This window comes from Peptoniphilus sp. SGI.035 (genome assembly GCF_050315115.1).
Lineage (GTDB): Bacteria > Bacillota > Clostridia > Tissierellales > Peptoniphilaceae > Peptoniphilus_A.
Window position 1 is genome coordinate 38,588 of sequence record NZ_JBNPOJ010000001.1, and the last position, 24,020, is coordinate 62,607.

A 24,020-nucleotide genomic window follows, 5' to 3' on the forward strand; every position below is an offset into this window, starting at 1 on the left:
ACCTCCTATGCTAAGAAATCTTCATCATCATCGTCCATAGCATCAAAGTCATCTGCTGCATTAGATCTATTTCCTAGAGGTTGTCCATCTCTTAGTTTTTGAATATTTCCAAGACCTACGGCAACGCCCTTATTACCATTTACATTGTAGGCATAGAAGTTAAGAGATACCCTTGCATAAACTCCTGAGTAGACTTCACTTCTATCAAGAATTGGCTCTACATTTCTATCCACAATTTGAGGTGCTGTCATAGAGTTGGCATTTAAGAAATATGCATTTGCATAAGCCTCATCATCTTTTTCTGTGTCACCATCTCTTAATGGAAGTTTGATAGCTTTCTTATTTGGTTTTTTTCCATTGAATTTAGAAAGTCCTTCATCAATGGCAGCATCTACTGCTTTTTCAATTTTTTCAATTGTCTTTTGGTCGTTCTTTGGAATAATGACAGATACTGAGTATCTTTCTTTACCACCATTGATTGACTTTGGTTCCCAAACATTTGCATAGCTTAATCTAACTTCTCCAGTAATTACTTTTGTTTTATTTTGCATAATTAAATCCTCCAAATTCTTCTTTAACATTGTCAATTTTTACTTCTTCTCGTTTGTCTCTAATGCTTACTAAGGTTAACTTTCCTTTTGGTTTTTCTAATAAGTCTGTAATATTTTCATCAAAGACTTTCTTACCTAGTAACTTAGTCATTGCTGGAATGCCAAGTATCTTTTCTTCAAAGGGATTGAATCCCAGTTCTTTTACTTTTTTTACAACTTCATCTTCATCTACGTATTTTCTATTTGACCTACCTTCAACAAGTTTTAGGCCCTTCCACCTATGGCCCTTCATTGCTCTTTCTAAAGCGTAAGCCTTGATATCTTTGACCCATTGCTCCATTTCGTCTAGTCTTGGTAAAATCTTTTCAATTTCATCATCAGATAGTTCTGGTGGTAGGGTAAATTCTTCTTGTGCTAGTTTCAGATTCTCTTCTGCTCTTTTTCTACACTTATTCTTAGCTTTGCAGAAGATGCACCATTCTCCACAAGAGAATTCCCCCTCGCCTTTGTAGGCTTTATCTGCAATTTCTCGTATGGTTTCTCCCCACTCATAAAGTTCTATCTTCTTGATTTCATAAGTTGAGATATTGCATCTTCTTGGTTGATAGATATGAAGAACTACTTTCTCGATATCATAAATTCCATCAAAGATAGTCAAAGCACCAAGTCCATATAACATGAGTTGTGTGTTTTCTTTAGCCTCTATTAAAACTCCCTGACCATACTTTAGATCTATTACATGAAGTTCTTTTCCTCCAACAACTACACAGTCAGCAGTTCCAAAGGACTCCTTAACATAGTCTGATAGGTCAAGTCTTTCTTCCACAAAGACGGCTGAGCTTTCGTATCTACTTATTACTTCTGCTACGTATGAGGCATATCCCTCAGTTAGCTCATCCATTTCTTCATCATAAAAATCCAAATCCTCTGTTGGGTCTTTAGTATCTAAACCTAATAACTTCTTTAGTTTATATTCTGCCAAGGCATGGGCTGAGGTGCCTTCAAGTGCATAGGGACTAACTTCATCTTCGTATTTTTGAGAAAGCCTAACGCTTGGTGGGCAGTGAATCCAACGTGAACTACTTGAGGCGGACAATATTGCGTGAGCACCCATTACAACTTCTCCACATCTTCTACCAAGTCTTCATAGTTACTTGGTTCAATATCAGATAACTTTTTAGCTCCATACTTTTCTAAGAGTTCTCTTATCTTAGCTGTATGGCCTAATCTTGATTTGTCGGCTAGTATCTTTCTAACATCTTCAATCTCATAAGTCTTTTCTTCTTGTTTTACTTCCTCTCCCTCTTTAGGAACTTCCTCATCACTTTCTAAAGCTTTGAGAAGGACACCTATACTAGATGCAAGATTCTCTGCATCTTCTTTGATTTCCATTAGTAGCTTTATTCTTGACACTTTTTTCTCCTTTCTCGATTTCTCTAACATCCACTGAATCAACTGTCATCCCAGGGTCTAATAGATAAATTTGTCTGTAGTCTCCAAACAAAAATTTTATTAATCTGTTTGGAATTTTTCCGACTGCACCTTTAAGGACATTTGTCTTTTGTCCTTTCTCATTTGTTACATTGATGATTATTTTGTGCCTCATGTTTGCCTCCTTTCTGAAAGGGTCATCTCCCTTACAAATCACAGGCAAAGAAAAAGGACGAGTTTTTAACCTCGTCCTAAAATATTTAAAAATTATTTTTGATTGTTTCTTTTGCCTTATCCAAATGTTTCTTAACCGCAGCTGAAGATATGTTCATTAAATCTGCAATTTCTGACTGCTTGTATCCATCTACATACATCAACTTGATTACTAATCGCTGTTTATCCGTTAATAAAGAAAGTACATCTTCCATATGCTCCGACCATTCAAATTCTTCATTCATGTCTTTGGATTTAATAGTTGCTATTAATCTTTTATCTGGATCAATATCCCCATCGTTATCGAAATCAAGAGATAAATTATAGTTTCTTGGGAACCTTTCCTCTACTTCTCCTTTTAACAAATCCTCATTAGGTTCATATCCATGACTCTTTTTAAAGTCGCTTATAAATTCTTGTTTCCACACATCTATTTCAGCTTTCTCTTCTTTAGTTCTCTCTGGTCTTAGATTCTTGTTGTTATAGTAAACTTCACTATCATCTAAAGCATGTAGTTTTTTGATGTCCACTTCTGTTATCCCATCTTTTCCTGGTTTTAGCTCAACTTTTGTTTCATCTGCAAACCTATAAACATACATGGTTCTTTCGTCTGATCTAGTCTTTCTAATTTTCAAAATATTCCTCGCTTTCTTGCCTGATAGCAAGGAGCGAGAAATACAAATTTTACCTACAGTTTATGGAGCATAGTTGTCTTTCACCTAAAAAAGGCTATAAGAAACTAGAGGTACTCCATATACTTCTTTCAAAATTGATTGAAATTAGTTTATATGTGTATCTCACGCCCTTATAGCTAATCAGGCTTGATATAATTTGTAATAAAAAAAGCCTAATTCGTCCGTTAAGATAAATTAGGCCGTCTTGCAGCTCTTAAAAATTTACGCTGATTTTTTGTAACTCTTTATGTCGTACTCTGTTTTATCTATTCTTTTAACTAAGGTGATACATCCACCTCTAGCTAGTTGAATACTTTGTCCGACTTCAAGTCTAACTTTAATTTCTTGTTTTTTATAGATATTTTGTAATATCCCAGTTTCTGCTTCAATTTTACAAATAAGTTTATTATTTGCATCTTTTACTTCTTGAATCTCTTTAATAGGCATCTTCCTTTCTTTTATATTTTAGCTTGTGATAAAATAATTTCTTCCTTGGTGTTGATTTAATGGAACGTGCAACTTAAAAAAATATAGAAGTTATCTCGTTCTATCTATTCAACATAAATTATACCACATGTGTTGATTTCGTGCAACACTTGTGGTATAATTTTATTACAAGGAGGAAGTTTTATGAAAGATACTTTGGGAAAGGTTATATCCAATAGACGTGAAGAACTAGGAATCTCTCAGCGTGAATTGGCAAAAAAAGTAAAAATTAGTAATTCTACAGTTTCAAGAATTGAAAACGACGATAAAATAACTCCAGATAATAACACTCTTAAGGCTATATCTGAAGTTCTACAAATCGACTATAACTATCTGCTTGCCTTAAATAAGCAAATAGATGATGAACCAGAAATTCGTATTATTCAAAGAGCAGCAAGAAACATGGATCAAGGAAAAAAAGAAGAGATGTTAAAGGTATTAAAAAAGCATTTTGAAGAAGAATTTGGCGATGCAAATGGAGATATGTAATAGTGAGGTATGCTCCAGATTATAAGATTTCCCTAGAGAAATCATATGAATTATTGGAAGATGCCGAAATCTCTGAAATTCCTATTGATTTAAATAAAATTATTGATTGCTTTAGCAATGAAATCAGTGTAAAAACTTACTCTGAATATATGAATGATGCTAACTGTTCTTTACAAGATGTGATTGATTTTTTCGATAGTGATTTAGGCGCTTGTAGTTATAGACCCGATACAAATAAGTATATTATTTATTATAATGACGTAGATAAAAGTGATAACTGGATTAGATTTACCATAGCTCATGAACTAGGACATATTTTTATTGGTCATCACCAAATGCATGGCGTTGATGTTCTATCCAGAAAAGGTGTCGGTAAACATAAATATGAAGAACTTGAAAAAGAAGCAAATAATTTTGCTAGGAATCTATTATCACCTGCACCTCTTGCTGAACAAGTTGTTGTGTTTGAAAAAAAGAAAAATCCTAGCACACTATCTGATTTATTTAGCATAACCGTCCCAGCTGCTGAGGTTAGATTACAGTATATTTCAAGAGACTTAAGAGATTTTTCTAATTCTATGCTTTCTTTCTTTAAAAACACATTTAATCCTCTCAGTATATACTGCCCTGATTGCGGAATGGAATATGAAAAAGACGCAGACTATTGTGTTAATTGTGGTTCTAAGTCTTTAGCCTTTGGTTTTAAATACCAACCTTTAACTGATGGTATAGATCCTACTAAATATGATACGTGTCTTATTTGTGGTTATAGAAACTCTAATCGTAATGCAAAATTCTGTCCAATTTGTGGAATTCCCATATCTAACACTTGTTCAGATAATAAGGATCATGATGTTAAATTAACAGATTATTACTGCTCAACATGTGGAAGCCCTACTACAATGAAAGAGCATATACAAGAAAATAACCAGGAAAGAGGTGAAAGAGATATGCTTTATGAAGATGGTGTAGAATTTGATGAATCAACAATGAAAGTAAAAATTTATCCTAAATGTGGAAACGAAGAATTTAGTGATGATGCATTATTTTGCAAAATATGTGGGACGAACTTATATAATGATTGTGAAGGAATTCATACTCAGAATTTTAATGGTTTTGATGATATTGGTGAAATACATCATAACCCAAGTAATGCCAGATACTGCGAAACTTGTGGGGCTAAAACAAGATTTTTTATAGATGGAATCTTATGCGACCACAGTGAATACAATAAAGATTTTACTGATGATTCTAATTCAGGATTTGATTTTCCAAGTGATGATCAGATTCCTTTCTAACTAAAAGAACTAGCCTATTTATTTTTGGCTAGCTCTTTTTTTAATATATTTTATATGTCTATCCTGTCTACTCTCCCTATAAATATCTATCCTGTCTACACACCCCTACGATTTTTACTATTGATATGTTCCCACAAGGTGTTTTTCTAATTGAAAAATGGCTTTTAGGATTTCTTCTAAAACCCCAAAAGCCATTGATTTCAACAGTCTTATAACCTCTTATCTTATTTTTTTGACATCAATACTATAGTCTCCACGTGAGCGGTATTAGGAAATAAATTTACTAATGCTATTTTTTCAACTTTATATACTTCTTTTAAAGATTTTAAGTCTCTTGCTTGTGTTGCCGGGTTACATGAGATATACACTAATCTTTCAACTGGGTTTTCTTTCAAAAAATTCACTAATTTGTCATCTAGTCCCTTTCGCGGTGGATCCACTATTATTTTGTTTGGTGAAATTTTTTCTTCTCTATAAATTTTTTCTATTGTTTCTTCAGCTGCGCCTTTTATAAATCTAGCTTCTATATTATTATTTTCTGCATTAATTCTTGCATCATCTACGGCACTTTCTACAATTTCTATTCCTATTACTTTTGTAAGCTTTTTTGCAATTGATATTGATATTGAACCAACTCCGCAATATAAATCGTAAATTTTATCTTCTGCTTTAGGAGCTAAGTATTCTATGGCTTTTTCATATAATTTTTCCGTTGCCAATCTATTTATTTGAAAAAAGGATTCTGGAGAAATTCTATAATTTATGTCTAATAATTTTTCTTCGATGAAATCTTCACCATAAATTTTTTCAAATTCTCTTGAATAATGAAATTTGTCGCCTCTGTTGTAATTTAGATAAATTGATTTTACTCCCACATCAATTAATTCTGGAAGTGTATCTTTTATTTCAACTTTGGCACCCTTTGTTACTAGTATTAAAAGAACTTCTCCCTTAAAGTTTGTCCTTATTCCAATTCTCTTTAATTCTCTTAATTTTTTGAATCGCCACATTATCTTTAATACTTTATTGGCTATATCTTTTTGCATTATACAATTTTTTATAGCAACTATGTCCTTAGAATTTTTTGCATAAAGACCTATGATGCCATCTCGAACTTGAAACTGCATATTATTTCTGTAATGAGTTTTTTCAGGCGAATCAATTACTTCTTGAACTTTTATATCTAATCCTGCAATTTTGTTTAGATTTTTATTTATATCTTTTTCTTTCCACTTTAATTCTTTTTCGTCAGAATAATTTAGAAAGTCGCAACCTCCGCAATCTTTAAAATAAGAACAGGGGCTATTTACTCTGTCCTTAGATTTTTTTATTATTTTTTGAATTTTTCCTTTGCAGAAATTTTTCTTTTTCTTAGTTACGAGAAATTCAACCTCATCTCCAATTACTCCACCATCTAAAAATACTGGAAGTCCATTAACTTTTGTCATTCCAAGTCCTTTGAAGTCAAAGTCAATTATTTCTCTTATAAATTTATTTTCTTCCATGTCTCAACTCTATTTTTGTATCATAAATATTTATAAGTCGATTTTTATAAAGATGTCCCACTGCTCTCTTGTATGCTTTTTTGCTAAGTCCTGTCAAATCTTTTATAATTTCTGGATTAGATTTATCTCCAAGTTCAAGAACTCCACCATTGTCTTCTAAAAGTTCTAAAATTAAATCTGCATCGGCATCAATTTGCTTATATGCTTTTTCCCTTAAAGTCAATGTTATAAATCCAGTTTGTAAAATTCTTTGAACTCTAGCTTCTACTTCGTCTCCAATTTTATAAATCCCCTTGATTTCTTCAGCAGGAATCATTCCATCATACTTATTTTCAATTGCAACAAAAGCTCCAGGTCTTCCAATGCTATAAATCGTACCCTTGACTATATCATTTACTTTGTAATTTTCGTTAACTTTAAGTTTGTCTTTAATATTCATTGTAAGTGCAAGTCTATTGCTCTTATCGTGGTATAAATATAAAAGATATTCTTCGCCAACTGTTAATCTTCCGTAACTTTCTTTAAATGGAAGGAAGATGTCCTTTCCAATGCCATTGTCAACAAAGTATCCAATTTTTGCCTTGTCAACTACTTTCAATTTTTTTAAATCGCCAACTTGTGCAAAGGGTTTTTTTAAAGTAGCCTCAAATTCATCGTGAATATTGTAGACAAAAGCTTCAACCTCATCTCCAACTTTTAATTTTTCTCCTTCTCCCTTTGCAAGATTTACTCTGTTATTTTCATCGTCTGCTAAAACTATTTTTTTATTTATTTTTGACTCAACTTTTAATTTTTGTACTTTTCCTAATTCCATGCTTTCTCCTCTATTATTTCTTTTCCAATTTCTGTGGTTTCATCGTACAAATCATCGATTATTCCATAATCAATATTTTTCAAAACATCTATACCATAATAAATAAAGGAAGGATGCTTTAATAAATTTAAAAATATTTCGTATGCCCTTTTTACTTCAACGAGATTATAATACTTTGTAAGAAGCATTCCAAATTTTACACATTCTTCTACCTTTGAATCTCTCATAAGCAAAATGGAAAGCCCAACTAGTTTTGACTCGTCAAATTCAATTTTTTGGAGCAAAAAAATCAAAAAATTTCTCTCAGATTCTAGAGCTCTATGTTCTCCAAAAAATTTTTCAAATTCATCAATGGCTTCATTTTTCCTTAGATAATAATCGTCAACAGCTTTGTTTATCTCTCTTGTATTAATTTGATTAATTTCTTTTTCGCCCTTCAAAATAGAAAGTTCATAACTTCCGTCAGATAAATTAAAATCATCAATCTCTTCTAATTTTTGTAAATCAAAATTATTTTCCCAAAGAATTCTATAAATTGACTTTTTCTTCTTAAATCTCTTAAATATTTTCATACTGCTATTTTATCACAACTATAAGTATTTTTATATGTCTTGAATTTATAATCTAATTTCAATAAAATAATTCACAATATCTTGATAAAACAGTGTTTGTAAAGATAAATAAAATTAAGATTAACTATGAACTGCTAAAAACAACTTTTACTTAAAAATTGGAATTATAAAATATTATTAAAATTTTTGATAAAAAAATAAGAGCCTAAACTCTTATCAATCTTTATCTTTATCCTTATCATCATCACTATTTGATGTCCCTGTTCCAACAACCACAACTTTATCCTTTGGTAAATAGTAAGATTTTGAAATTTCTTTTTTTTCAACAACTTCGCCATTTTTTATTATTTCTTTATAAGTTTTGTATGAATAACCCTTAGCTCCGCTATCTCTTACAGTGGACTCACCTTCTGGCAATTCATCTGAATAAATTGTATCAACTCCTGGGCTCACTGTCTCTAAAAGTTTAGGAATAATTTTTATTTCATAATCTCTGTCTGCAGCATTTCCTAAAATTTTAAAATTTAATTTTTCGCCATTAGCTTCTGACAAAATTAAAACAGGATTACTCGTATTATTTTTAAATTTTAAATCCTTATAACCTCTTGCAACTGCAGCATCTGTTCCAAGATCTACATAGTGTATAGGCCTTGAGTGATTATGTCTTTCTATAATTTCAAGATCTGATAATATTAATGAATTATATAAAGTTGTAGATACTTGACAGATCCCTCCGCCAATACCGTCTTCATATTCTCCACCAACAATTACAGTTGCGTTTTTGAATCCTGTTTCTGGAGAAATTTCTCCAACAACATTGTTAAAAGAAATTTCATCTCCCGGCTTTAATTTCATATTATTAAATTTTGATGCAGCAAGCTTAATATTTTCTTTTCTATTTTTCGCTGAAGTAGAATAGTCTGTTTCAAAATTACCAAGTTCTTTGTCTATACCTTCGTAATAATTTGAATAAATCTTTGGCTCAGTTTTATAAACTGGAAGCTCTATTTTTTCTTCATGCAAAATATCTAAATTAATAAGTTTTTTGGCTTCATCAATATCCATGTACCTTCCAATTTCAGATTCTGCAATTTTTACACTTTTATCAGAATTAATAATTGGGTGGGCATCAACTGGTTTTTTAAAAATCTTATTTCCAATATCAATAATTATTTTTTCTCGCTTTGCATTATCTATATTTGATTTTGCAATAAAATTCTTTTTAAATATTGAACTCTTAACTATATCAAAATAATTGTAAAATAAATTTTCACTTCTTCCATAATTAAAGGCAGAGTTTACTGCATCTTGTAAATTTAATTCATAACCAAAATCTCTTAATGGTACAGCTAAATTAATATTATCATAATAAAAATTCACAACTTTATTTTTGATTAATTCATCTGTAACTGTTTTAACCTCTTTTAATGCATCCTCTTTTGATAAATTTGAAACATCTACACCTTCAATTTTTACACCTTTGTGTATATTGGGATTAATATATTCTTGAGTGAAGTACATAACAGACATAAAAATAATCATCAAAATAATTGCAACTATAATTAATATCTTTTTATTAATATTTAGAATTCTTGTTCCTAAATTTTCCATCAACAATCACCCTCGTAATACCTGCAAATTTTATTTATAGTGCAAATTTCACACTTTGGATTTCTTGCAGTACAACATCTTCTCCCATGAAATATAAACAAATGATGAGCCTTAGTCCATCTATTTTTATCAATTTTATTTTGAAGTGCCCTTTCAGTGGCTTCTACATTTTTTTCGTGAACAAAACCAATCCTATTGCTAACTCTAAAAACATGAGTATCAACTGCAATTGCAGGTACACCAAAGGCCGTTGAGGCAACTACATTAGCTGTTTTCTTGCCAACACCAGGTAGTTTCATAAGTTCTTCAATTGTATTGGGAACTTCGCCATTATATTCTTCCAAAATAACACTTGAGCTTGCCTTAATATTTTTTGCCTTATTTCTATAAATTCCACATTCTTTTATAAGTCCTTCAAGTTTTTTTATATCCATATAAGCAAAATCTTTTGGAGTATTATATTTTTTAAACATCTCACTAGTAACTTTATTAACTCTAATATCTGTGCATTGTGCAGATAATATTGTTGCAACTAAAAGTTCATAGGGACTATTATGTTCAAGTTCACAATGTGCATCTGGGTAAGTTTCCTCTAGTATATCTAGGCATTTTTCAGCCTCTTCATGAGTTAAAATATCCTTCATATTCATCCCTTTACAAAATTTCTTTTTCTATATTCATAATTTCAATTTCACTATAACTATTAAAGAAATGTATAATATTTTCCATAGTTTCATCCACAATTTTTTTATCATTGGATACTGTGGCAAATCCTATTACACTTTTTTGCCACTTGTCATTTTCTCCAACTTCAGCAATTGAGATATTAAATCTATTTTTTGACTTCTCGATAATACTTTTTATAACGGATCTCTTTGATTTCAAAGAATTTGCATTATAAATAAATATTTCGCAAGTACATATTCCTATTATCATAATTAAAATTATAACATAAGAAATTAAATTTTTTACTCTGATGTGTAAAATTATTTAATTTTAAAATATTTTAAATTAAGCATGAAATTAAATATAAAAAAGCACCGCAATGGTGCAATTTTTATACTAATCTATTTTAGAAATTCTTTTATCTGAGCATTATTTCTCTGTCTAATCTTATTTATTTCTCTTCGGTTTTCATATCCCTCGATGATATTTTTCTCTTCTAAAGTTTCTCCAATTATAGCAGGAATTTTTCCTAAATCTGTTCCCTTGCATTTAAAGGTCAAAAAACAAAAAGCTGCAAGTTCTGTTTCACCTGTCATTGGTTTTTCTTTTATAAATTTTGTAAAAACTTCAACAGATGAATTTCCCACTCCAGATATAAATGTAGTTGCAGTTAAAAAATCTCCTAGATTAATTGGCTTTAAAAATGTAAAGCTGTCACAAGAAATTGTAGCAACTCTTCCCCTAGTATGCCTTATAGCACAAGTTCCAGAGCTGTGATCAGCAATTTCAAAGAGCCTTACCCCATACATTGTGCCACCAGTGTTTAAATCTGTTGGCATTACTCCGTAGGTGAAAACGACCTTTGATTCAGAAACTTTCTTTGAATTAATAGAGGTATTTTGCAACTTCAGCACCTAATCTTGCATTATTTTTTACAAGAGCAATGTTAGCTTCAAGTGATTTTCCTTCCGTTACTTCAAGAACTTTTGATAGTAAAAATGGAGTTGTTTCTTTTCCGTGGATTCCCTTTTCTTCAGCTTCTAAAAGAGCTTTCTCTATTGCAGAATTAATTTTATCTTCATCCATTGAATCTGCTTCAGGAATTGGATTTGTTAGAAGAATTCCACCTTGTAATCCTAAATTCCATTGAGTATTAGCTGCATCTGCTGCCTCTTTAGGATTTTTAATATTATAATCAACTTTAAATTCGCTCTTTCTTGTAAAGAAAGCTGGCATATAGTCTGTTTGATAGCCGAATACTGGTACTCCCTTAGTTTCAAGGTATTCAAGAGTAAGTCCAATATCGAGAATTGATTTGCATCCTGCACAAACTATCATAATATCATTTGATGCAAGTTCATCAAGGTCTCTTGATATGTCAAAAGTAGTTTCAGCATGTCTGTGAACGCCACCAAGTCCTCCAGTTACAAAAATTTTAATTCCAGCAAGTCTTGATGCAATAATTGTTGATGCAACTGTTGTAGCACCATTTAATCCACGAGAAACAATATAGGCAAAATCTCTTCTTGATGTTTTTATAATGTCCTTTGATGTTGCCATAAATTCTAATTCTTCGTCATTTAAACCAATTTTAATTTTTCCACCTATAATTGCAGTTGTTGCAGGTACAGCTCCATTTTCTCTTATGATTTTCTCACAAGCTTTTGCTGTCTCAATATTTTGTGGATAGGGCATTCCATGAGAAATAATTGTTGATTCAAGGGCAACTATTGGTTTTCCATTTTCCATTGCATTTTTAACTTCATCATTATATTCAACATATTTTTTTAGCATTTCATTATTAATCATAAATTTCTCCTTTTAAATTATTTTCATTCATATCCTTTGAACATGAATTAGCACTTTTTAAAGCAATTTTTGCAGCAGCTTCTGCCGCTTTCATTCTCTTATCTATATCAAAATCATTGTATAGTCCATAGGCATATCCTGCCATAAAAGCATCACCTGCTCCACTTGCATTTACAACTTTTACTGGATCAGGCTTTCTAACCATTTTAAAATCTTTTTCAAAGTAAAAAGCTCCCCTACTTCCAGCTGTTATTACAACACTTTTTAGACCCTTGGCTATTAAATCTTCTCCAAGGCTATCAATATTATCTGTATCTAAGCCCGAAAGAGCCCTTGCCTCGTAATTATTTACTTTTAAGAAATCAATTTTATCCAATAAATTCTTAATTTTTATAACTTTTTTTGTGGAAACTCCGTCAATTAAAAATTTACCCTTTATGTTTTTTAGGATATAATCCAAAGTTTCTTCTTCTAAATTTGTATCAATAATTGTAAATTCAGCATTTTCAATTATTTTTTTGTTCTTATCAATATAATCTTTATCTATATTTTTTAAAAGATCCATGTCGGCAATTGCTACATACATATCCTTATCTTCATCTAAAATTGCTAGATAATGAGGAGTAATTCCCTCAGATATTAAAATTTTGGAACTGTCAACATTTATGAGATTTAGCTCGTCTATAATATTTTTGGCTGCATCATCCTTTCCTAAAACTGAAAGAAAAGTTGTATTTATACCAAGCCTTGCTAAATTTTCACAAATATTTCTCCCAACGCCTCCACTGGAATATTTAATCTTTCCTGGATTTGAATCTCTTACTTTTAAGCTATCAAAAGAATAACCAGTAATATCCATATTGCATCCGCCTAGAACTGCAACATAGGAATCTTCTCTAAGTATATATCCCCTACCTAAAATATATCCCGAAGTCATCAAATTATTAATATGAGTAGATACACCCGACCTTGTAATATTTAATTCATCGGCAATTTCTTGTTGTGAAATACCAGGATTTTTTTTCAAAAGATTTATAATTTCTTTTTCTCTTGGAGTCAAAAAAACACCTCTAATCATTTACTTAAATTTTAATCAAATGATTAGAGGTTGTCAATACTTTATAAAAACTTTTCTTGATTTTCTTTTAATTTATCTTCAGCAACTGCTTCCTTATAGCATCTTCTGCAAAGTGGTTCATATTCTTCTATTGCTCCAAGCTCAACCCTCTTGTCGCTTTTTATCTTTCTATGAGAAACCCAAGCATCTGTGCCACATTTTTTGCAAACTGCGTGATGTTTATTCAAATAATCTGTTTTTGGCATAATTTCTTTTACAATTTCAAAGGGCTCAGCCATATAATCCATATCAAGACCCGCCATTACAATTGTAATCCCCATATCTAACATTTTTTCTAAATTTTCTAATACAACTGCTGGATCATCTTTTAAAAACTGAACCTCATCTATTCCAATTACTTGTGGAGAATTTTTCTCTGCATAATCTAAGATTTCTTTTATGGAATCAATTTCAATAGCTTTTAGAGAAATTTTATCATGAGTAACAATTTCTTCTCTTGAATATCTTTTGTCAAGCATTGGTTTGAAAGCAATCACCTTATAATTTGCAATGGAAAATCTCTTTAAGTCCCTTTCAAGTGAGCTAGTCTTCCCAGAAAACATTGAACCAGTGTGTAAAATCATTCTTCCTCTGTATTGATGCATAATTTATCCTTGGTAATCTGTAACTATTGCTTCTTCAATTACAATGTCAAAGACAGGCTTATCCATAAAGCCAACTTTTGATTTTGCAATATCGTCAACTACATCCATTCCTTCAAAAACTTGTCCGAAAACAGTATGCTTGCCATCGAGCCAAAAAGCTCCACCAACTTTTTCATAAGCTTCAATAATTTCTTCAGGGTATCCATTTTCAGCTCCTGCATCCTTCATTTGACTTAAAACGTCATTGGAAAGTTTATCTCCTTGCACGATGAAAAATTGTGAACCATTAGTATTTGGACCAGCATTTGCCATGGAAAGTGCTCCTCTAAAGTTTCTAAAGTTTATATCAAATTCATCTTTAAAAGGTTTTTTCCACTTACTTTCGCCACCTCTACCAGTTCCACTGGGATCTCCACCTTGAATCATAAAGTTTTCAATAACCCTGTGGAAAATTATCCCATCATAGTATTTGTCTTCTATTAATGAAATAAAATTTTCAACAGCAAGGGGCGCTGCTTCTTTGAATAATCTAATTTTTATATCGCCCTTATTTGTCTTTAGTACCGCAATTTTTTCTCCAATTGCAGGTTTTTCAAATTGTTTTAACATTGTGTCTCCTTTCAAATGTATGTCTTCATATTAATTCTAAAGCCATCTGTTTTCTTACGCAAATAAAAATAAATTAAAGTTAAAAATATTCCCTTTAAAACAGATGACAAGCTCATAGCTATCCAAATACCATTAATTGCAAGAATTGGCATTAAAATTAGTGCCAAAGGTATTCTACTAATATTTAATATCATTGCATTAATTGCAGGGTATTTTGTAAGCCCTAAACCATTTAACATTCCAGTAGTTCCTATTTCCAATGCCATAAAATATTGTGACAGGGACATAATTTTTAGATAATCAATTCCCTTGACAATCGCCATTGGATCCCTTGGTATAAATAGTGTAAATAAATTCCTAGCAAAGAAAAACAACAAAAGTGAAGTAAAGATCCCAATCATATTTACTATTTTCATTGCCTCTCTTCTTCCATTATGAAGCCTATCATAATTTTTTGCACCAAAATTTTGACCAAAAAATGCTGAAAATGCTACTGAAAATCCATCGGCAGTCATCCAAGAGATTGATTCAATTTGTGAACCAATGGAATAAACTGCAATGTATAATGCTCCAAAACTTGCAATATATTTATTTAAAATCATACCTACCATTGCGTGAATCATTGATTGAAGTGAGGCGGGAAATCCTAAATTTAATATGGACTTAAAATAATTTTTATTGGGCATTTTAAAGTAATTAGTTCGCACAAATATTTCCCGTGATTTTAATCCAACATATAAATATAAAAGCGTGGAAATCATTTGTGCAAATACAGTTGCCACTGCCGCACCTTTAATTCCAAGTTTAGGAAAAATAGAAATTCCAAAAATTAAAAAAGGATCAAGTATTAAATTTATAATTAGCGAAATTATTGAAATTTTAAAAGGAGTTATTGAATTCCCCCTTGCAAAAAATGCAGCTGATAAAACTGGATTTAAAAAAGTAAAAATTAGTCCACTACTTATTATTATGAGATAGGCCACTGCCATCTCGTGCACATCTTTGTCTAGATTATAAAATCCAATAATTTTATTTCTCATAGAGATATAAAAAATTGTAAGACTAAGGCAAAAAATGAGATTTAAAATAAACCCAGAAACCCAAACATTCTTGGAACCTTCACTATCTCCTCTGCCATAGGACTGAGAAAGTCCAACAGAAATACCCGTTTTAGCAATAAGGGTAATGGATTGTGCAATCCAAACTAAAAAGGAACAAGTTCCCACAGCAGCAACTGCTCCTGTGGAAAGTCTTCCAAGCCACATTAAATCAACTAAGGAATATGCCATTTGCACAAAGGCAGTACCCATTAAGGGTAAAGCCATTTTTAATAGTGCAGAAAAAATATTCCCCTTTAACAAATTTACTTCACTCATTTATCAACAGTCGCCTTGATCTGTAATTATTATTGGCCCGTCCTTTGTGATTGCAATTTGGTGTTCATATTGTGCAGAAAGAGAGCCGTCCTTAGTCCTTGCTGTCCAACCATTGTCATCAATTGTAAGTTCCTTTTTGCCCATATTAATCATTGGCTCAATTGTAAATACCATACCCTCTTGTAATCTTAATCCACGACCAGGCTTTCCATAGTGAAGAACTTGTGGATCTTCATGCATTTCTTGACCAATTCCATGGCCAACAAATTCCCTTACAACAGAGTAGCCATTTTCTTCTGCGTGTTTTTGAACTGCTGCAGCTATATCGCCAAGTCTATTACCAATTACAGCCTTTTCAATTCCCTTGTACATAGATTCACGAGTAACTTGTAGCAATTTTTTTGCCTCAGGAGAAACTTCTCCAACTTCGTAAGACCATGCTGAATCAGCTAGCCATCCGTCAACATTTACAACCATATCAACAGTAATTATGTCGCCATTTTTTAATTCATATTCTGATGGAAAACCGTGGCAAATTTCATCATTTACAGATGCACAAATCGAATAAGGATAGCCTTCATATCCCTTTTGTTCAGGATAAGCTCCTCTTTCCTTTAAATAATTTTCTACAAATCTGTCTATCTCAATAGTTTTTACACCTGGTTTTATAAAATCTCTAAGTTTGTGATGCACATCAGATAATACTTTTCCTGCAACCTGCATTTTTTTTATTTCGTCTTCTGTTTTAATAATAATCATTTTAACTCCTTTACAATTTCACATAAATCAACATCGGTTTTTGCCCATGTATAGGCATCGCCATTTATTTTTATTGCTTTTATAATTTCTTCCTTTGCTCTTTTTTTATCTCCAAGTAAAGAGAAAGAGCAAGCTTTATTATAATGTAGGTTCACTGAATTTGGAAAATCCATTAATCCCCTATCTAAAATATTTATAGCAGATTTATAATTTTTTTCTTCAATATATACTGCTGACATATTTAAAAACAAAAAAGGATCTTCAAATTTTCCAATAGCTTCATAATAATATTTTAAAGACAAATTGTTATCGCCCTTCTTTTTTGAGAGTACTCCCATATTGTATAGAGCTCTTCCATAATCTCCCTTTATCTCAAGAGATTTTTTCACAAATTTTTCTGCTAAATCATTTTTATTTTCTATTTCATAAATTGAGCCTAAATCATTATATGTTACAAAGTCATACTCATCAATGGCAAGAACCTTTTTAAATTCCTCTATGGCAAGATTAGTCTTTCCAATTTTGTCATAGGCGTGAGCAAGATAATAGTGAGCTCTGTCATAATTATCGTCGAGTTCAATTGCCTTTTTATAATTTTTTATTGAATAATTTATATCTCCATTTATAAAGTCATTTGTTATTGCAAGCCCATAAAAAGCCCCTGCCATTTCCTTTATACTCAAAATTTTTTCAAAATAAAATTTTGCCCTATCGTAATTTTCTTTCTTTAGGTATAAATCAGCCAGTTCAAAATAAACAGAAATCCTCTCATCTGCATCTTTATCATTAGTAAATTTAAGAGATTTAAGTAACAAATCTTCTGCCCTATTGATGTCGCCTTCTAATAAGAACTCTTCTGCTAAAATTAAATAATTTTTAAATTTTAAGTCCATAAAAACCTCAATTCTTATTATATTATATAGTATTTTTTCTAATTTCAAACCCATGGAAATAATTTTTAAAAAAATATATAATGAACTAGGTGATTAAATGAGAAGATTTTTATCTTTTAACGATTTTTTTCGCGAATATTTTTCTGGAAAGAGCGTAAAACTTTCTCTAGATGGTGGCTTTTCTTGTCCAAATAGAGACGGCACTTTATCAAATATTGGCTGTATATTTTGCTCTGACGAAGGAAGTGGAGAATTTGCTGCTTCAAAAAATTACTCTATATCAAGGCAAATTGAATCTCAAAAAATATTTTTAGAAAAAAAGTGGAAAGCAAAAAACTATATTGCTTACTTTCAAAATTTTACAAACACTTATGGATCATTAAATGATTTAAGAAAAATTTACGACCAAGTTGCAACTTGCGATGATATTTCTGCCATATCTATTGCAACGAGATGCGATTGTCTTGACAAAGAAAAGATAAAATATCTTGAGGAAATTTCTCATAAAAAAACACTTTGGCTTGAACTTGGAATGCAAAGTGTAAATGAAGATACTATTAAATTAATTAATCGAGGTTACTCTCATAAATTTTTTGATGACACCATAGGTAAACTTAAAGATGCAAATTTATTATTTTTAATTCACGCAATTTTTGGTCTTCCCTTTGAAGATAATATTGATTTTTTAAATACAATTGATTACATAAAAAATGTATCGCCCTTTGGAGTTAAATTTCACAATCTATATATTTTAAAGGACTCACCCATTTATAAGCTTTATAAAAATAAAAGTTTTAAAATATTAACTAAGGAAGAGTATATTGATGTAATTATTTTTGCACTAAAAAATATTGACGAAAAAACTGTGGTCCATAGAATTACTGGTGATCCGCCAAAGTCTAAACTTTTTGAGCCAAAGTGGTGTGCTGACAAACTTTCAATAATTTCAGAAATTGACAAAAGACTAAAGGAATCTGATAAAAAAATTGTAACAGAAGATGAAATTAAAAAAATTGTCTCTTATTGGAAAGATAAAGACAATGCTTTTATTGATAAAGGTTAAAAAATACTTTGTTCTAGTGTATAATGTAAGATAATATTAAATTTTATTTTAAAAGGAGAAATATGAAAAACATTTCTAAAGATATATTAAAAAAATTAAATATAAAGTTTGTAATTCTTGGATCCGACGAAAATGCCTATGGAATTGCTAGAATATTAAATGACAATTATGATTTAATCTCAACTATATTTTGTCAAAAGGCACTTCCTGCCACAGATAATTCAAAAATTTTAGACAGAAAAATTATAAATAACTTTTCTAATGACGATGTTTTTGTAAATGAAATGGTAAAATTTGCAGAAGAAAATAAAGATGCAACTTTAATAACTATTCCTTGTGGAGATGAATATTCAAAACTTCTTTCAAATAATAAGGAAAAAATTAAAAATTATTATAAATTTAACACACCTTCCACAGAATTAAATGAAAGATTAGAAAATAAAATTGATTTCTACAATTCTTGTGAAGAATTAGGCATACCTTATCCAAAATTTGCAATTATAAATAATTCCAAGGAAATCGAAAAACTGGACTTACAATTTCCGCTAATACTTAAACCAAATGATTCTATTTCCTATGTAAAATTATCCTTCCCTAATAAATATAAAGTCTACACAATTTATAGCTACGACGAACTTAAATCCGTTGTAGAAACTATTTACGACGACAATCACTATACAGGCACAATGCTTGTACAAGAATATATCCCTGGACCTGCATCAAACCAAGCATCCTTTAATGTGTACTGCGACAAATTTGGCAAGGTGCGCATGATGGTCTACGGACAAATTCTCCTTGCAGATCCACTTCCACTTAGAATTGGTAATAATGACGCAATTTACACAAAATATATGCCAGATCTTTTTAAATTTTATAAGGAAAAACTGGAATCCATTCACTACACTGGTTATTCAAATATAGATTTAAAATATGATCCAAGAGATAATACTTATAAAGCCTTTGAGATGAACTTGAGACTTCCGCAAAGTCATTACTTTATGGCTGCTGGTGGCGTTAATGTTTTGGATTTTTACATTAGAGACCTTTTAGATTTAGGCTTTGAAGAAGAAGTTTATTATCACAAAGAAACTTCAAAAATTTGGATGAACGCTCACCCTAAATTATTAAAGGAGTATACTGACAAAAAATATCACAAAATTATCGATGAACTTTTAAAAAATGGCTACGAATTTACAATTAACAATAAAAAAGACTTTAGCATTAGTAGAAAAATAACTTATTTAAAGAGAAAATACGGTTCAATAAAACATTACAAGATGTACTATAAATTAGAAAAATAAAATTTTTAACATTAAAAACCAGTTGCGCAACTGGTTTTCTTCATTCTTATTTCAAATTAATAATTAAAATTAGTCTTTAGACTGAATTATAAAAGCAGCACCATAGTTTATTTTTATAATTGCCTTATCAGCTAACATTTCATTGCTGACAGCTCTACTTGGATTTTCAGAATTAACTTCTAAATTCTCTACCTCATAATAAAGTCCCTTAGTTGTAAAATTCATTTTATCACTAGCACTTATTAATGAAAAATATTTTTTATCAGATTTATAAAATTCATATTCTCCTTCTTCAACATAGGTGATTTCGTTATAATTATCAATGATTTTTGCAGAAATTCCACGCCTATATGCCTTTTTAAGATAAAATAAATTTGCAAGCTCGTGGTCAAGTCTAGTTCCCAATGCTCCCAATATTATTAGGTCATCATAACCTTCATCAATAAGATAATCTACACAAAGTGCTGTGTCTGTAAAATCCTTTTTTGTAGGAAATTTTTTTAGCTTTATACTGTGTTTTTTTACATAATCTAAAGACTCTTCATCAATTGAATCTAAATCTCCAAGAAGAAGATCTGCCTCAAGTTCATACTTTTTTAAAAGTTTTGCGCCTCCGTCGGCGACTAAAATAAATCTGTCGCTATATTTTTCTATTAATTCCTTTGAAACCTGTCTTCCTCCTGAAATTAAAAGTGCTCTTTTCATAATAATTCCTTAAAAGCTTTTATATTTTCGCGAGTTTTGTCTTTTTCAAAAATTGCAGAACCAGCAACTAAAATATCTGCTCCTGCATTGAGGACTTCTTTTGCATTATCTAGTTTAATTCCACCATCTACTTCAATTAATGTTTTTAGATTTCTTTCCTCAATTAATTTTTTTACTTCTTTAATTTTTCTTAGGGCAGATGGAATAAATCTTTGTCCCCCAAATCCAGGGTTTACACTCATAATTAAAACTAAATCTAATTTTTCTAAGTTGTAGTTTAAAACATCAAGACTATCTCCGGGATTTAATGCAAGTCCTGCCTTTTTCCCGTAACCTTTAATTAGAGAAAGAGTTCTATCAAGATGTTTAGTTGCCATAGGATGAATTGTAATAATATCAGATCCTGCTTTTACAAATTCTTCAATAAAATTTTCTGGTCTTTCAATCATTAAATGCGTATCAAAGGGTATTTCAGTGAGAGGTCTAAGGCTTTTTACAATTCCTGGACCATAAGAAATATTTGGTACATAATTTCCATCCATAATATCTAAATGAATAAAATCAACTTTTTCTTCATTCATAATTTTAAACTCTTTTTCTAAATTTGTAAAATCTGCTGAAAGTAATGAAGGTGATATCATTAGTATTCTCCTTTTTCTTTTAATTCATTGTAAATATATAAATAATTTTCATATCTTGACTTTTCTATTTCGCCCTTATCAACTGCATCTTTAACGGCACATTTTGGCTCTTTAATATGATTGCAGTTGTTAAATTTACAGCTAGTAAAATTTTTAAATTCTCGAAAAAAATTTTTTAAATCATCTTCGCTAATTTTTAAACTTAATGAAGAAAATCCAGGAGTATCAAAAATATAAATATCTTCATTATAAAGTATTTCCGTGTGTCTAGTAGTGTGTTTTCCTCTCTTAGTTTTTTCAGAAACTTTTCCAATTTCCACATCTTTATCCAAAATTCTTGAAGTAATAGTAGATTTACCAGCGCCGCTTACGCCGCAAAGGGCAACAGTCTTTCCACGAAGATATTCTCTTAATGATTTAATACTGTCATCCTTGTCAGAAATCATAAAAGTATCAAATCCGGAATTTTTATAAATTTTCGCAAGTTCTTTTGCACTTTCCTCATCTAAGTCTGATTTATTTACTACAATGGCAACATCAATTCCTTCGTATTCAGCTTGTATTATGGTTTTATCTATTATTACGAGATTATACTTTGGATCCATTACAGGTATAACAATTAAAGCTAAATCAACATTGCTAACCTTTGGTCTTGTGAGCATATTTTTTCTGGGATATACTTTTTCAATATATCCCAGAGTTTTTTCTTCTTGTTTAAATTCTACATCATCGCCAACAATGGGTTCTACTTTAGAATGCCTAAAATTTCCTCTAGCTCTAGTTTCAAAAATTTTATCGCCAGATTTTATATAGTAGAATCCACCTGTTAGCTTAATAATTTTCCCAATCATTATTTTATTTTCTCAGTCTTCACTAGATTTCCATCGACGTATATATTGTATTCGCCTGGACCAATTAACTCTACATTACTAACTTGTCCACTGTCAACATTGTAATTCCAAACAGAAGTTGCCCCAATTTTATTTCCGTTGCCATCTTTTACTCTGTCAGCTGAAACATTGTGAGTCGCACCATCATCTGGAACCTTTACCTTTACATGATTTACTTTATTGAAACTATCTTCATTTTGATTGTTTTCATTATTGTCTTTGTTTTCTTCTTCGTCAACTTTCGCACCCTTTGAGATGTAAATTGTAACAGTTGAACCCTTTTCTACGCTTGTATTTGGCTTTGGATCCATATCATAAACTTGTCCTTCGCCAACGCTATTGCTTTTTCCATTTTCAATTACAACAGTAAATCCTAAGCTCTTTAATTGACTTACAACAACATCTTGATCCATTCCCTTGTAGTCACTTAATACGACTGGAGTCTTGTCAACACCTTTAGATATTATAACTTTTACAGCAGTTCCTCTCTTAACAGAATAACCACCATCTGGATTTGAATAAATTACTTTACCTTCTTCAACATTTTCATTAAATTCTTCTTCAACAGAGCCAAGTTTTAGAGAATTTTCCTCTAAAATTTTTTGAGCATCTTTTTTGCTTAATCCCTTTAGCGGTGGAACTGGAACAGAATCAGGAAGTTCATTAATTTCTAGTGTAACAGTTGAACCCTTATCGACGGAAGTTCCCTTTTCTGGCTTTTGACCAAGTACAACGCCATCAGGTTCATTCTCATTTTCTACGGTATTAACATCTAAGACCAAGCCTTGAGCTTCTATTAATTCCTTAGCCTCATCTCTTGTTTTACCAATATAATTTTCTACGGCAATTTTTTCGACTACATCCCCATTTTTCATGCCTTTCATAGCCTTTGGAACAACATAAATTAATAGAGCTATAATAACTATCGCAGAAAAAATTCCAAGTATGGCTGGAGCAGCCGATTTTTTCTTTTTGACAACTTTTTTTGGTTTTTGTCGCTCTATATCCATGTTGCTAGAATGATTTCTTTTTTGTCTCCTATTAATTGTTGGAGTAACAACGGTTCTGTCATCTTCTTGATATTCTCTTTTAACAGAGAAAGTTTTTGCTCCAATTGTATAGTCCTTAATATCCTTAATTAAATCAAAGACATCTTTATATCTGTCGTTAGGATCCTTTTCAGTCATCTTAATGACAAGTGCATCCACAGATGGATCAATACTCTTAATAAAATCAGATGGCTTTGGCATTTGTGACTGAACTTGCATAAGTGCAACGGATACAGGATTATCTGCATCAAAAGGAAGTCTTCCCGTAAGCATTTCAAAGAGAACAATACCTAAAGAATATATATCTGATCTATTGTCCACCTTTGCTCCTCTTGCTTGTTCTGGAGAAAAATAGTGGACTGAACCCATTACTGCATTAGTAGCTGTAACAGTTGTATTGTCAGCAACTCTTGCAATTCCAAAATCTGTAACTTTAATTCGATCATCACGAGTAACCATGATATTTTGTGATTTTATATCTCTATGGACAATATGTTTTGAGTGAGCAACCTTTAAAGCCTCTGCAATTTGAATACAGTAATTTAATGCCCTCTTTTCAGAAAATCTACCTTCATCATTTATTAAATCTTTTAGAGTTTTACCATCAATATATTCCATTACAATGTAGTGAACTTCTTTGTCTTCAACTTTTTCAGTTCCTACATCGTAAATACTTACAATATTAGGATGAGAAATACTTGCAGCTGCAAGGGATTCTCTCTTAAATTTTCTAATAAAATTATTGTCTTCGTTGTATTCTAATTTTAAAACCTTTATGGCAACAATTCTATCAAGCTTTCTATCATGAGCTTTAAATACATTTCCCATGCCGCCTGTTCCAATTTTTTCTAATATTTCATATCTATTTGCTAAAATTTTATTTATCATTGTGC

The 24,020-nt window shown here is 30.9% G+C and carries 28 protein-coding genes; 4 read left to right on the forward strand and 24 right to left on the reverse strand.

What is annotated here, in order from left to right; genetic code table 11:
- Positions 1-5 precede the first annotated feature (5 nt).
- The 6 genes from ACQRC6_RS00235 to ACQRC6_RS00260 form a co-directional block, all read right to left on the reverse strand.
- Positions 6-551, reverse strand: a complete 546-nt coding sequence (locus ACQRC6_RS00235) for a DUF2815 family protein (RefSeq protein WP_427847206.1) — start codon at positions 549-551, stop codon at positions 6-8.
- Positions 541-1,665, reverse strand: a complete 1,125-nt coding sequence (locus ACQRC6_RS00240; protein WP_427847207.1) for a DUF2800 domain-containing protein — start codon at positions 1,663-1,665, stop codon at positions 541-543. Before ACQRC6_RS00240 ends, ACQRC6_RS00235 begins: the two co-directional genes overlap by 11 nt.
- Positions 1,665-1,964, reverse strand: coding sequence for a hypothetical protein (locus ACQRC6_RS00245; protein WP_324250383.1), 300 nt, complete (start codon positions 1,962-1,964; stop codon positions 1,665-1,667). The genes ACQRC6_RS00240 and ACQRC6_RS00245 overlap by 1 nt, the downstream gene beginning before the upstream one ends.
- Complete coding sequence (locus ACQRC6_RS00250) at positions 1,906-2,157, reverse strand: hypothetical protein (RefSeq protein WP_049690754.1); 252 nt, start codon at positions 2,155-2,157, stop codon at positions 1,906-1,908. Before ACQRC6_RS00250 ends, ACQRC6_RS00245 begins: the two co-directional genes overlap by 59 nt.
- A gap of 85 nt (positions 2,158-2,242) precedes the next feature.
- On the reverse strand, positions 2,243-2,860 hold the full coding sequence (locus tag ACQRC6_RS00255) for an RNA polymerase sigma factor (protein ID WP_427847208.1): 618 nt from the start codon (positions 2,858-2,860) through the stop codon (positions 2,243-2,245).
- Positions 2,861-3,091: 231 nt separating this feature from the next.
- Positions 3,092-3,316 carry a hypothetical protein gene (locus ACQRC6_RS00260; RefSeq protein WP_049690752.1) on the reverse strand — a complete coding sequence of 75 codons (225 nt, stop codon included), beginning with the start codon at positions 3,314-3,316 and terminating at the stop codon, positions 3,092-3,094.
- A gap of 183 nt (positions 3,317-3,499) precedes the next feature.
- Between ACQRC6_RS00260 and ACQRC6_RS00265 the strand changes: the two genes are divergently transcribed.
- Together ACQRC6_RS00265 and ACQRC6_RS00270 are read left to right on the forward strand one after the other, a co-directional pair.
- Positions 3,500-3,844, forward strand: a complete 345-nt coding sequence (locus ACQRC6_RS00265; protein WP_195445556.1) for a helix-turn-helix domain-containing protein — start codon at positions 3,500-3,502, stop codon at positions 3,842-3,844.
- A 2-nt stretch (positions 3,845-3,846) separates the two neighbouring features.
- Positions 3,847-5,142, forward strand: coding sequence for a double zinc ribbon domain-containing protein (locus tag ACQRC6_RS00270; RefSeq protein WP_427847209.1), 1,296 nt, complete (start codon positions 3,847-3,849; stop codon positions 5,140-5,142).
- A gap of 224 nt (positions 5,143-5,366) precedes the next feature.
- Here the strand turns inward: ACQRC6_RS00270 and rlmD are convergent, their stop codons facing one another.
- The 14 genes from rlmD to ACQRC6_RS00340 form a co-directional block, all read right to left on the reverse strand.
- Positions 5,367-6,647, reverse strand: a complete 1,281-nt coding sequence (gene rlmD, locus ACQRC6_RS00275; RefSeq protein WP_427847210.1) for a 23S rRNA (uracil(1939)-C(5))-methyltransferase RlmD — start codon at positions 6,645-6,647, stop codon at positions 5,367-5,369.
- The gene (locus ACQRC6_RS00280) at positions 6,634-7,461 is read right to left on the reverse strand and encodes a CvfB family protein (protein ID WP_293558265.1); all 828 of its coding nucleotides are present in this window, start codon (positions 7,459-7,461) and stop codon (positions 6,634-6,636) included. Before ACQRC6_RS00280 ends, rlmD begins: the two co-directional genes overlap by 14 nt.
- Positions 7,452-8,033: a hypothetical protein gene (locus tag ACQRC6_RS00285; protein WP_427847211.1), complete on the reverse strand. Its 582-nt coding sequence runs from the start codon at positions 8,031-8,033 to the stop codon at positions 7,452-7,454. Before ACQRC6_RS00285 ends, ACQRC6_RS00280 begins: the two co-directional genes overlap by 10 nt.
- A 216-nt stretch (positions 8,034-8,249) precedes the next feature.
- Positions 8,250-9,644, reverse strand: a complete 1,395-nt coding sequence (locus ACQRC6_RS00290) for a VanW family protein (RefSeq protein WP_427847212.1) — start codon at positions 9,642-9,644, stop codon at positions 8,250-8,252.
- The gene (gene nth, locus ACQRC6_RS00295) at positions 9,644-10,288 is read right to left on the reverse strand and encodes an endonuclease III (RefSeq protein WP_293558259.1); all 645 of its coding nucleotides are present in this window, start codon (positions 10,286-10,288) and stop codon (positions 9,644-9,646) included. Before nth ends, ACQRC6_RS00290 begins: the two co-directional genes overlap by 1 nt.
- A gap of 10 nt (positions 10,289-10,298) precedes the next feature.
- On the reverse strand, positions 10,299-10,580 hold the full coding sequence (locus ACQRC6_RS00300; RefSeq protein WP_427847213.1) for a DUF503 domain-containing protein: 282 nt from the start codon (positions 10,578-10,580) through the stop codon (positions 10,299-10,301).
- Positions 10,581-10,711: 131 nt separating this feature from the next.
- Positions 10,712-11,215, reverse strand: a complete 504-nt coding sequence (locus tag ACQRC6_RS00305; protein ID WP_427847214.1) for an acyl-CoA thioesterase — start codon at positions 11,213-11,215, stop codon at positions 10,712-10,714.
- Positions 11,196-12,119, reverse strand: a complete 924-nt coding sequence (locus tag ACQRC6_RS00310; RefSeq protein WP_293557860.1) for a pseudouridine-5'-phosphate glycosidase — start codon at positions 12,117-12,119, stop codon at positions 11,196-11,198. Before ACQRC6_RS00310 ends, ACQRC6_RS00305 begins: the two co-directional genes overlap by 20 nt.
- Positions 12,112-13,197, reverse strand: a complete 1,086-nt coding sequence (locus ACQRC6_RS00315; RefSeq protein WP_427847215.1) for a carbohydrate kinase — start codon at positions 13,195-13,197, stop codon at positions 12,112-12,114. The genes ACQRC6_RS00310 and ACQRC6_RS00315 overlap by 8 nt, the downstream gene beginning before the upstream one ends.
- 41 nt (positions 13,198-13,238) lie before the next feature.
- Complete coding sequence (locus tag ACQRC6_RS00320) at positions 13,239-13,841, reverse strand: thymidine kinase (protein WP_427847216.1); 603 nt, start codon at positions 13,839-13,841, stop codon at positions 13,239-13,241.
- A gap of 3 nt (positions 13,842-13,844) precedes the next feature.
- Complete coding sequence (locus tag ACQRC6_RS00325) at positions 13,845-14,450, reverse strand: peptidylprolyl isomerase (RefSeq protein ID WP_293557866.1); 606 nt, start codon at positions 14,448-14,450, stop codon at positions 13,845-13,847.
- 11 nt (positions 14,451-14,461) lie between these two features.
- Positions 14,462-15,826 (reverse strand): MATE family efflux transporter, encoded by a 1,365-nt coding sequence (locus ACQRC6_RS00330; RefSeq protein ID WP_427847217.1) that lies wholly within the window; start codon positions 15,824-15,826, stop codon positions 14,462-14,464.
- Positions 15,827-15,829: 3 nt separating this feature from the next.
- Entirely contained in the window at positions 15,830-16,585 is a 756-nt protein-coding gene (gene map, locus ACQRC6_RS00335) for a type I methionyl aminopeptidase (RefSeq protein WP_427847218.1), read from the reverse strand.
- Positions 16,582-17,478: a tetratricopeptide repeat protein gene (locus tag ACQRC6_RS00340; protein WP_427847219.1), complete on the reverse strand. Its 897-nt coding sequence runs from the start codon at positions 17,476-17,478 to the stop codon at positions 16,582-16,584. Before ACQRC6_RS00340 ends, map begins: the two co-directional genes overlap by 4 nt.
- 97 nt (positions 17,479-17,575) lie before the next feature.
- On the opposite strand from ACQRC6_RS00340, the gene ACQRC6_RS00345 reads away from it, so the two are divergent.
- A complete protein-coding gene (locus ACQRC6_RS00345; protein WP_427847220.1) occupies positions 17,576-18,541 on the forward strand; it encodes a TIGR01212 family radical SAM protein in 966 nt (321 codons plus the stop codon).
- Between the two features lie 62 nt (positions 18,542-18,603).
- A complete protein-coding gene (locus tag ACQRC6_RS00350) occupies positions 18,604-19,842 on the forward strand; it encodes a carboxylate--amine ligase (RefSeq protein WP_427847221.1) in 1,239 nt (412 codons plus the stop codon).
- Positions 19,843-19,911: 69 nt separating this feature from the next.
- Here ACQRC6_RS00350 and ACQRC6_RS00355 read toward each other — a convergent pair whose 3' ends face one another.
- From ACQRC6_RS00355 to pknB, 4 genes are read right to left on the reverse strand one after another with little or no spacing between them, the layout of a single operon-like run.
- On the reverse strand, positions 19,912-20,547 hold the full coding sequence (locus ACQRC6_RS00355) for a thiamine diphosphokinase (RefSeq protein WP_427847222.1): 636 nt from the start codon (positions 20,545-20,547) through the stop codon (positions 19,912-19,914).
- Positions 20,544-21,188 carry a ribulose-phosphate 3-epimerase gene (rpe, locus tag ACQRC6_RS00360; protein ID WP_427847223.1) on the reverse strand — a complete coding sequence of 215 codons (645 nt, stop codon included), beginning with the start codon at positions 21,186-21,188 and terminating at the stop codon, positions 20,544-20,546. Before rpe ends, ACQRC6_RS00355 begins: the two co-directional genes overlap by 4 nt.
- Positions 21,188-22,039, reverse strand: coding sequence for a ribosome small subunit-dependent GTPase A (rsgA, locus tag ACQRC6_RS00365; protein WP_427847224.1), 852 nt, complete (start codon positions 22,037-22,039; stop codon positions 21,188-21,190). The genes rpe and rsgA overlap by 1 nt, the downstream gene beginning before the upstream one ends.
- A complete protein-coding gene (gene pknB, locus ACQRC6_RS00370) occupies positions 22,039-24,015 on the reverse strand; it encodes a Stk1 family PASTA domain-containing Ser/Thr kinase (RefSeq protein WP_427847378.1) in 1,977 nt (658 codons plus the stop codon). The genes rsgA and pknB overlap by 1 nt, the downstream gene beginning before the upstream one ends.
- Positions 24,016-24,020 lie beyond the last annotated feature (5 nt).

Excerpts from the sequence above, each read along its gene's own strand:
- pknB (WP_427847378.1), bottom strand. The coding sequence starts at position 24,015 with ATGATAAATAAAATTTTAGCAAATAGATATGAAATATTAGAAAAAATT.
- nth (WP_293558259.1), bottom strand. The coding sequence starts at position 10,288 with ATGAAGGATATTTTAACTCATGAAGAGGCTGAAAAATGCCTAGATATA.
- ACQRC6_RS00280 (WP_293558265.1), bottom strand. The coding sequence starts at position 7,461 with ATGGAATTAGGAAAAGTACAAAAATTAAAAGTTGAGTCAAAAATAAAT.
- ACQRC6_RS00285 (WP_427847211.1), bottom strand. The coding sequence starts at position 8,033 with ATGAAAATATTTAAGAGATTTAAGAAGAAAAAGTCAATTTATAGAATT.
- ACQRC6_RS00265 (WP_195445556.1), top strand. The coding sequence starts at position 3,500 with ATGAAAGATACTTTGGGAAAGGTTATATCCAATAGACGTGAAGAACTA.
- map (WP_427847218.1), bottom strand. The coding sequence starts at position 16,585 with ATGATTATTATTAAAACAGAAGACGAAATAAAAAAAATGCAGGTTGCA.
- ACQRC6_RS00340 (WP_427847219.1), bottom strand. The coding sequence starts at position 17,478 with ATGGACTTAAAATTTAAAAATTATTTAATTTTAGCAGAAGAGTTCTTA.
- ACQRC6_RS00310 (WP_293557860.1), bottom strand. The coding sequence starts at position 12,119 with ATGATTAATAATGAAATGCTAAAAAAATATGTTGAATATAATGATGAA.
- ACQRC6_RS00350 (WP_427847221.1), top strand. The coding sequence starts at position 18,604 with ATGAAAAACATTTCTAAAGATATATTAAAAAAATTAAATATAAAGTTT.
- ACQRC6_RS00260 (WP_049690752.1), bottom strand. The coding sequence starts at position 3,316 with ATGCCTATTAAAGAGATTCAAGAAGTAAAAGATGCAAATAATAAACTT.
- rsgA (WP_427847224.1), bottom strand. The coding sequence starts at position 22,039 with ATGATTGGGAAAATTATTAAGCTAACAGGTGGATTCTACTATATAAAA.
- ACQRC6_RS00320 (WP_427847216.1), bottom strand. The coding sequence starts at position 13,841 with ATGCATCAATACAGAGGAAGAATGATTTTACACACTGGTTCAATGTTT.
- ACQRC6_RS00250 (WP_049690754.1), bottom strand. The coding sequence starts at position 2,157 with ATGAGGCACAAAATAATCATCAATGTAACAAATGAGAAAGGACAAAAG.
- ACQRC6_RS00300 (WP_427847213.1), bottom strand. The coding sequence starts at position 10,580 with ATGATAATAGGAATATGTACTTGCGAAATATTTATTTATAATGCAAAT.
- ACQRC6_RS00290 (WP_427847212.1), bottom strand. The coding sequence starts at position 9,644 with ATGGAAAATTTAGGAACAAGAATTCTAAATATTAATAAAAAGATATTA.
- ACQRC6_RS00330 (WP_427847217.1), bottom strand. The coding sequence starts at position 15,826 with ATGAGTGAAGTAAATTTGTTAAAGGGGAATATTTTTTCTGCACTATTA.
- ACQRC6_RS00240 (WP_427847207.1), bottom strand. The coding sequence starts at position 1,665 with ATGGGTGCTCACGCAATATTGTCCGCCTCAAGTAGTTCACGTTGGATT.
- ACQRC6_RS00355 (WP_427847222.1), bottom strand. The coding sequence starts at position 20,547 with ATGAAAAGAGCACTTTTAATTTCAGGAGGAAGACAGGTTTCAAAGGAA.
- rpe (WP_427847223.1), bottom strand. The coding sequence starts at position 21,188 with ATGATATCACCTTCATTACTTTCAGCAGATTTTACAAATTTAGAAAAA.
- ACQRC6_RS00315 (WP_427847215.1), bottom strand. The coding sequence starts at position 13,197 with ATGATTAGAGGTGTTTTTTTGACTCCAAGAGAAAAAGAAATTATAAAT.
- ACQRC6_RS00325 (WP_293557866.1), bottom strand. The coding sequence starts at position 14,450 with ATGTTAAAACAATTTGAAAAACCTGCAATTGGAGAAAAAATTGCGGTA.
- rlmD (WP_427847210.1), bottom strand. The coding sequence starts at position 6,647 with ATGGAAGAAAATAAATTTATAAGAGAAATAATTGACTTTGACTTCAAA.
- ACQRC6_RS00235 (WP_427847206.1), bottom strand. The coding sequence starts at position 551 with ATGCAAAATAAAACAAAAGTAATTACTGGAGAAGTTAGATTAAGCTAT.
- ACQRC6_RS00345 (WP_427847220.1), top strand. The coding sequence starts at position 17,576 with ATGAGAAGATTTTTATCTTTTAACGATTTTTTTCGCGAATATTTTTCT.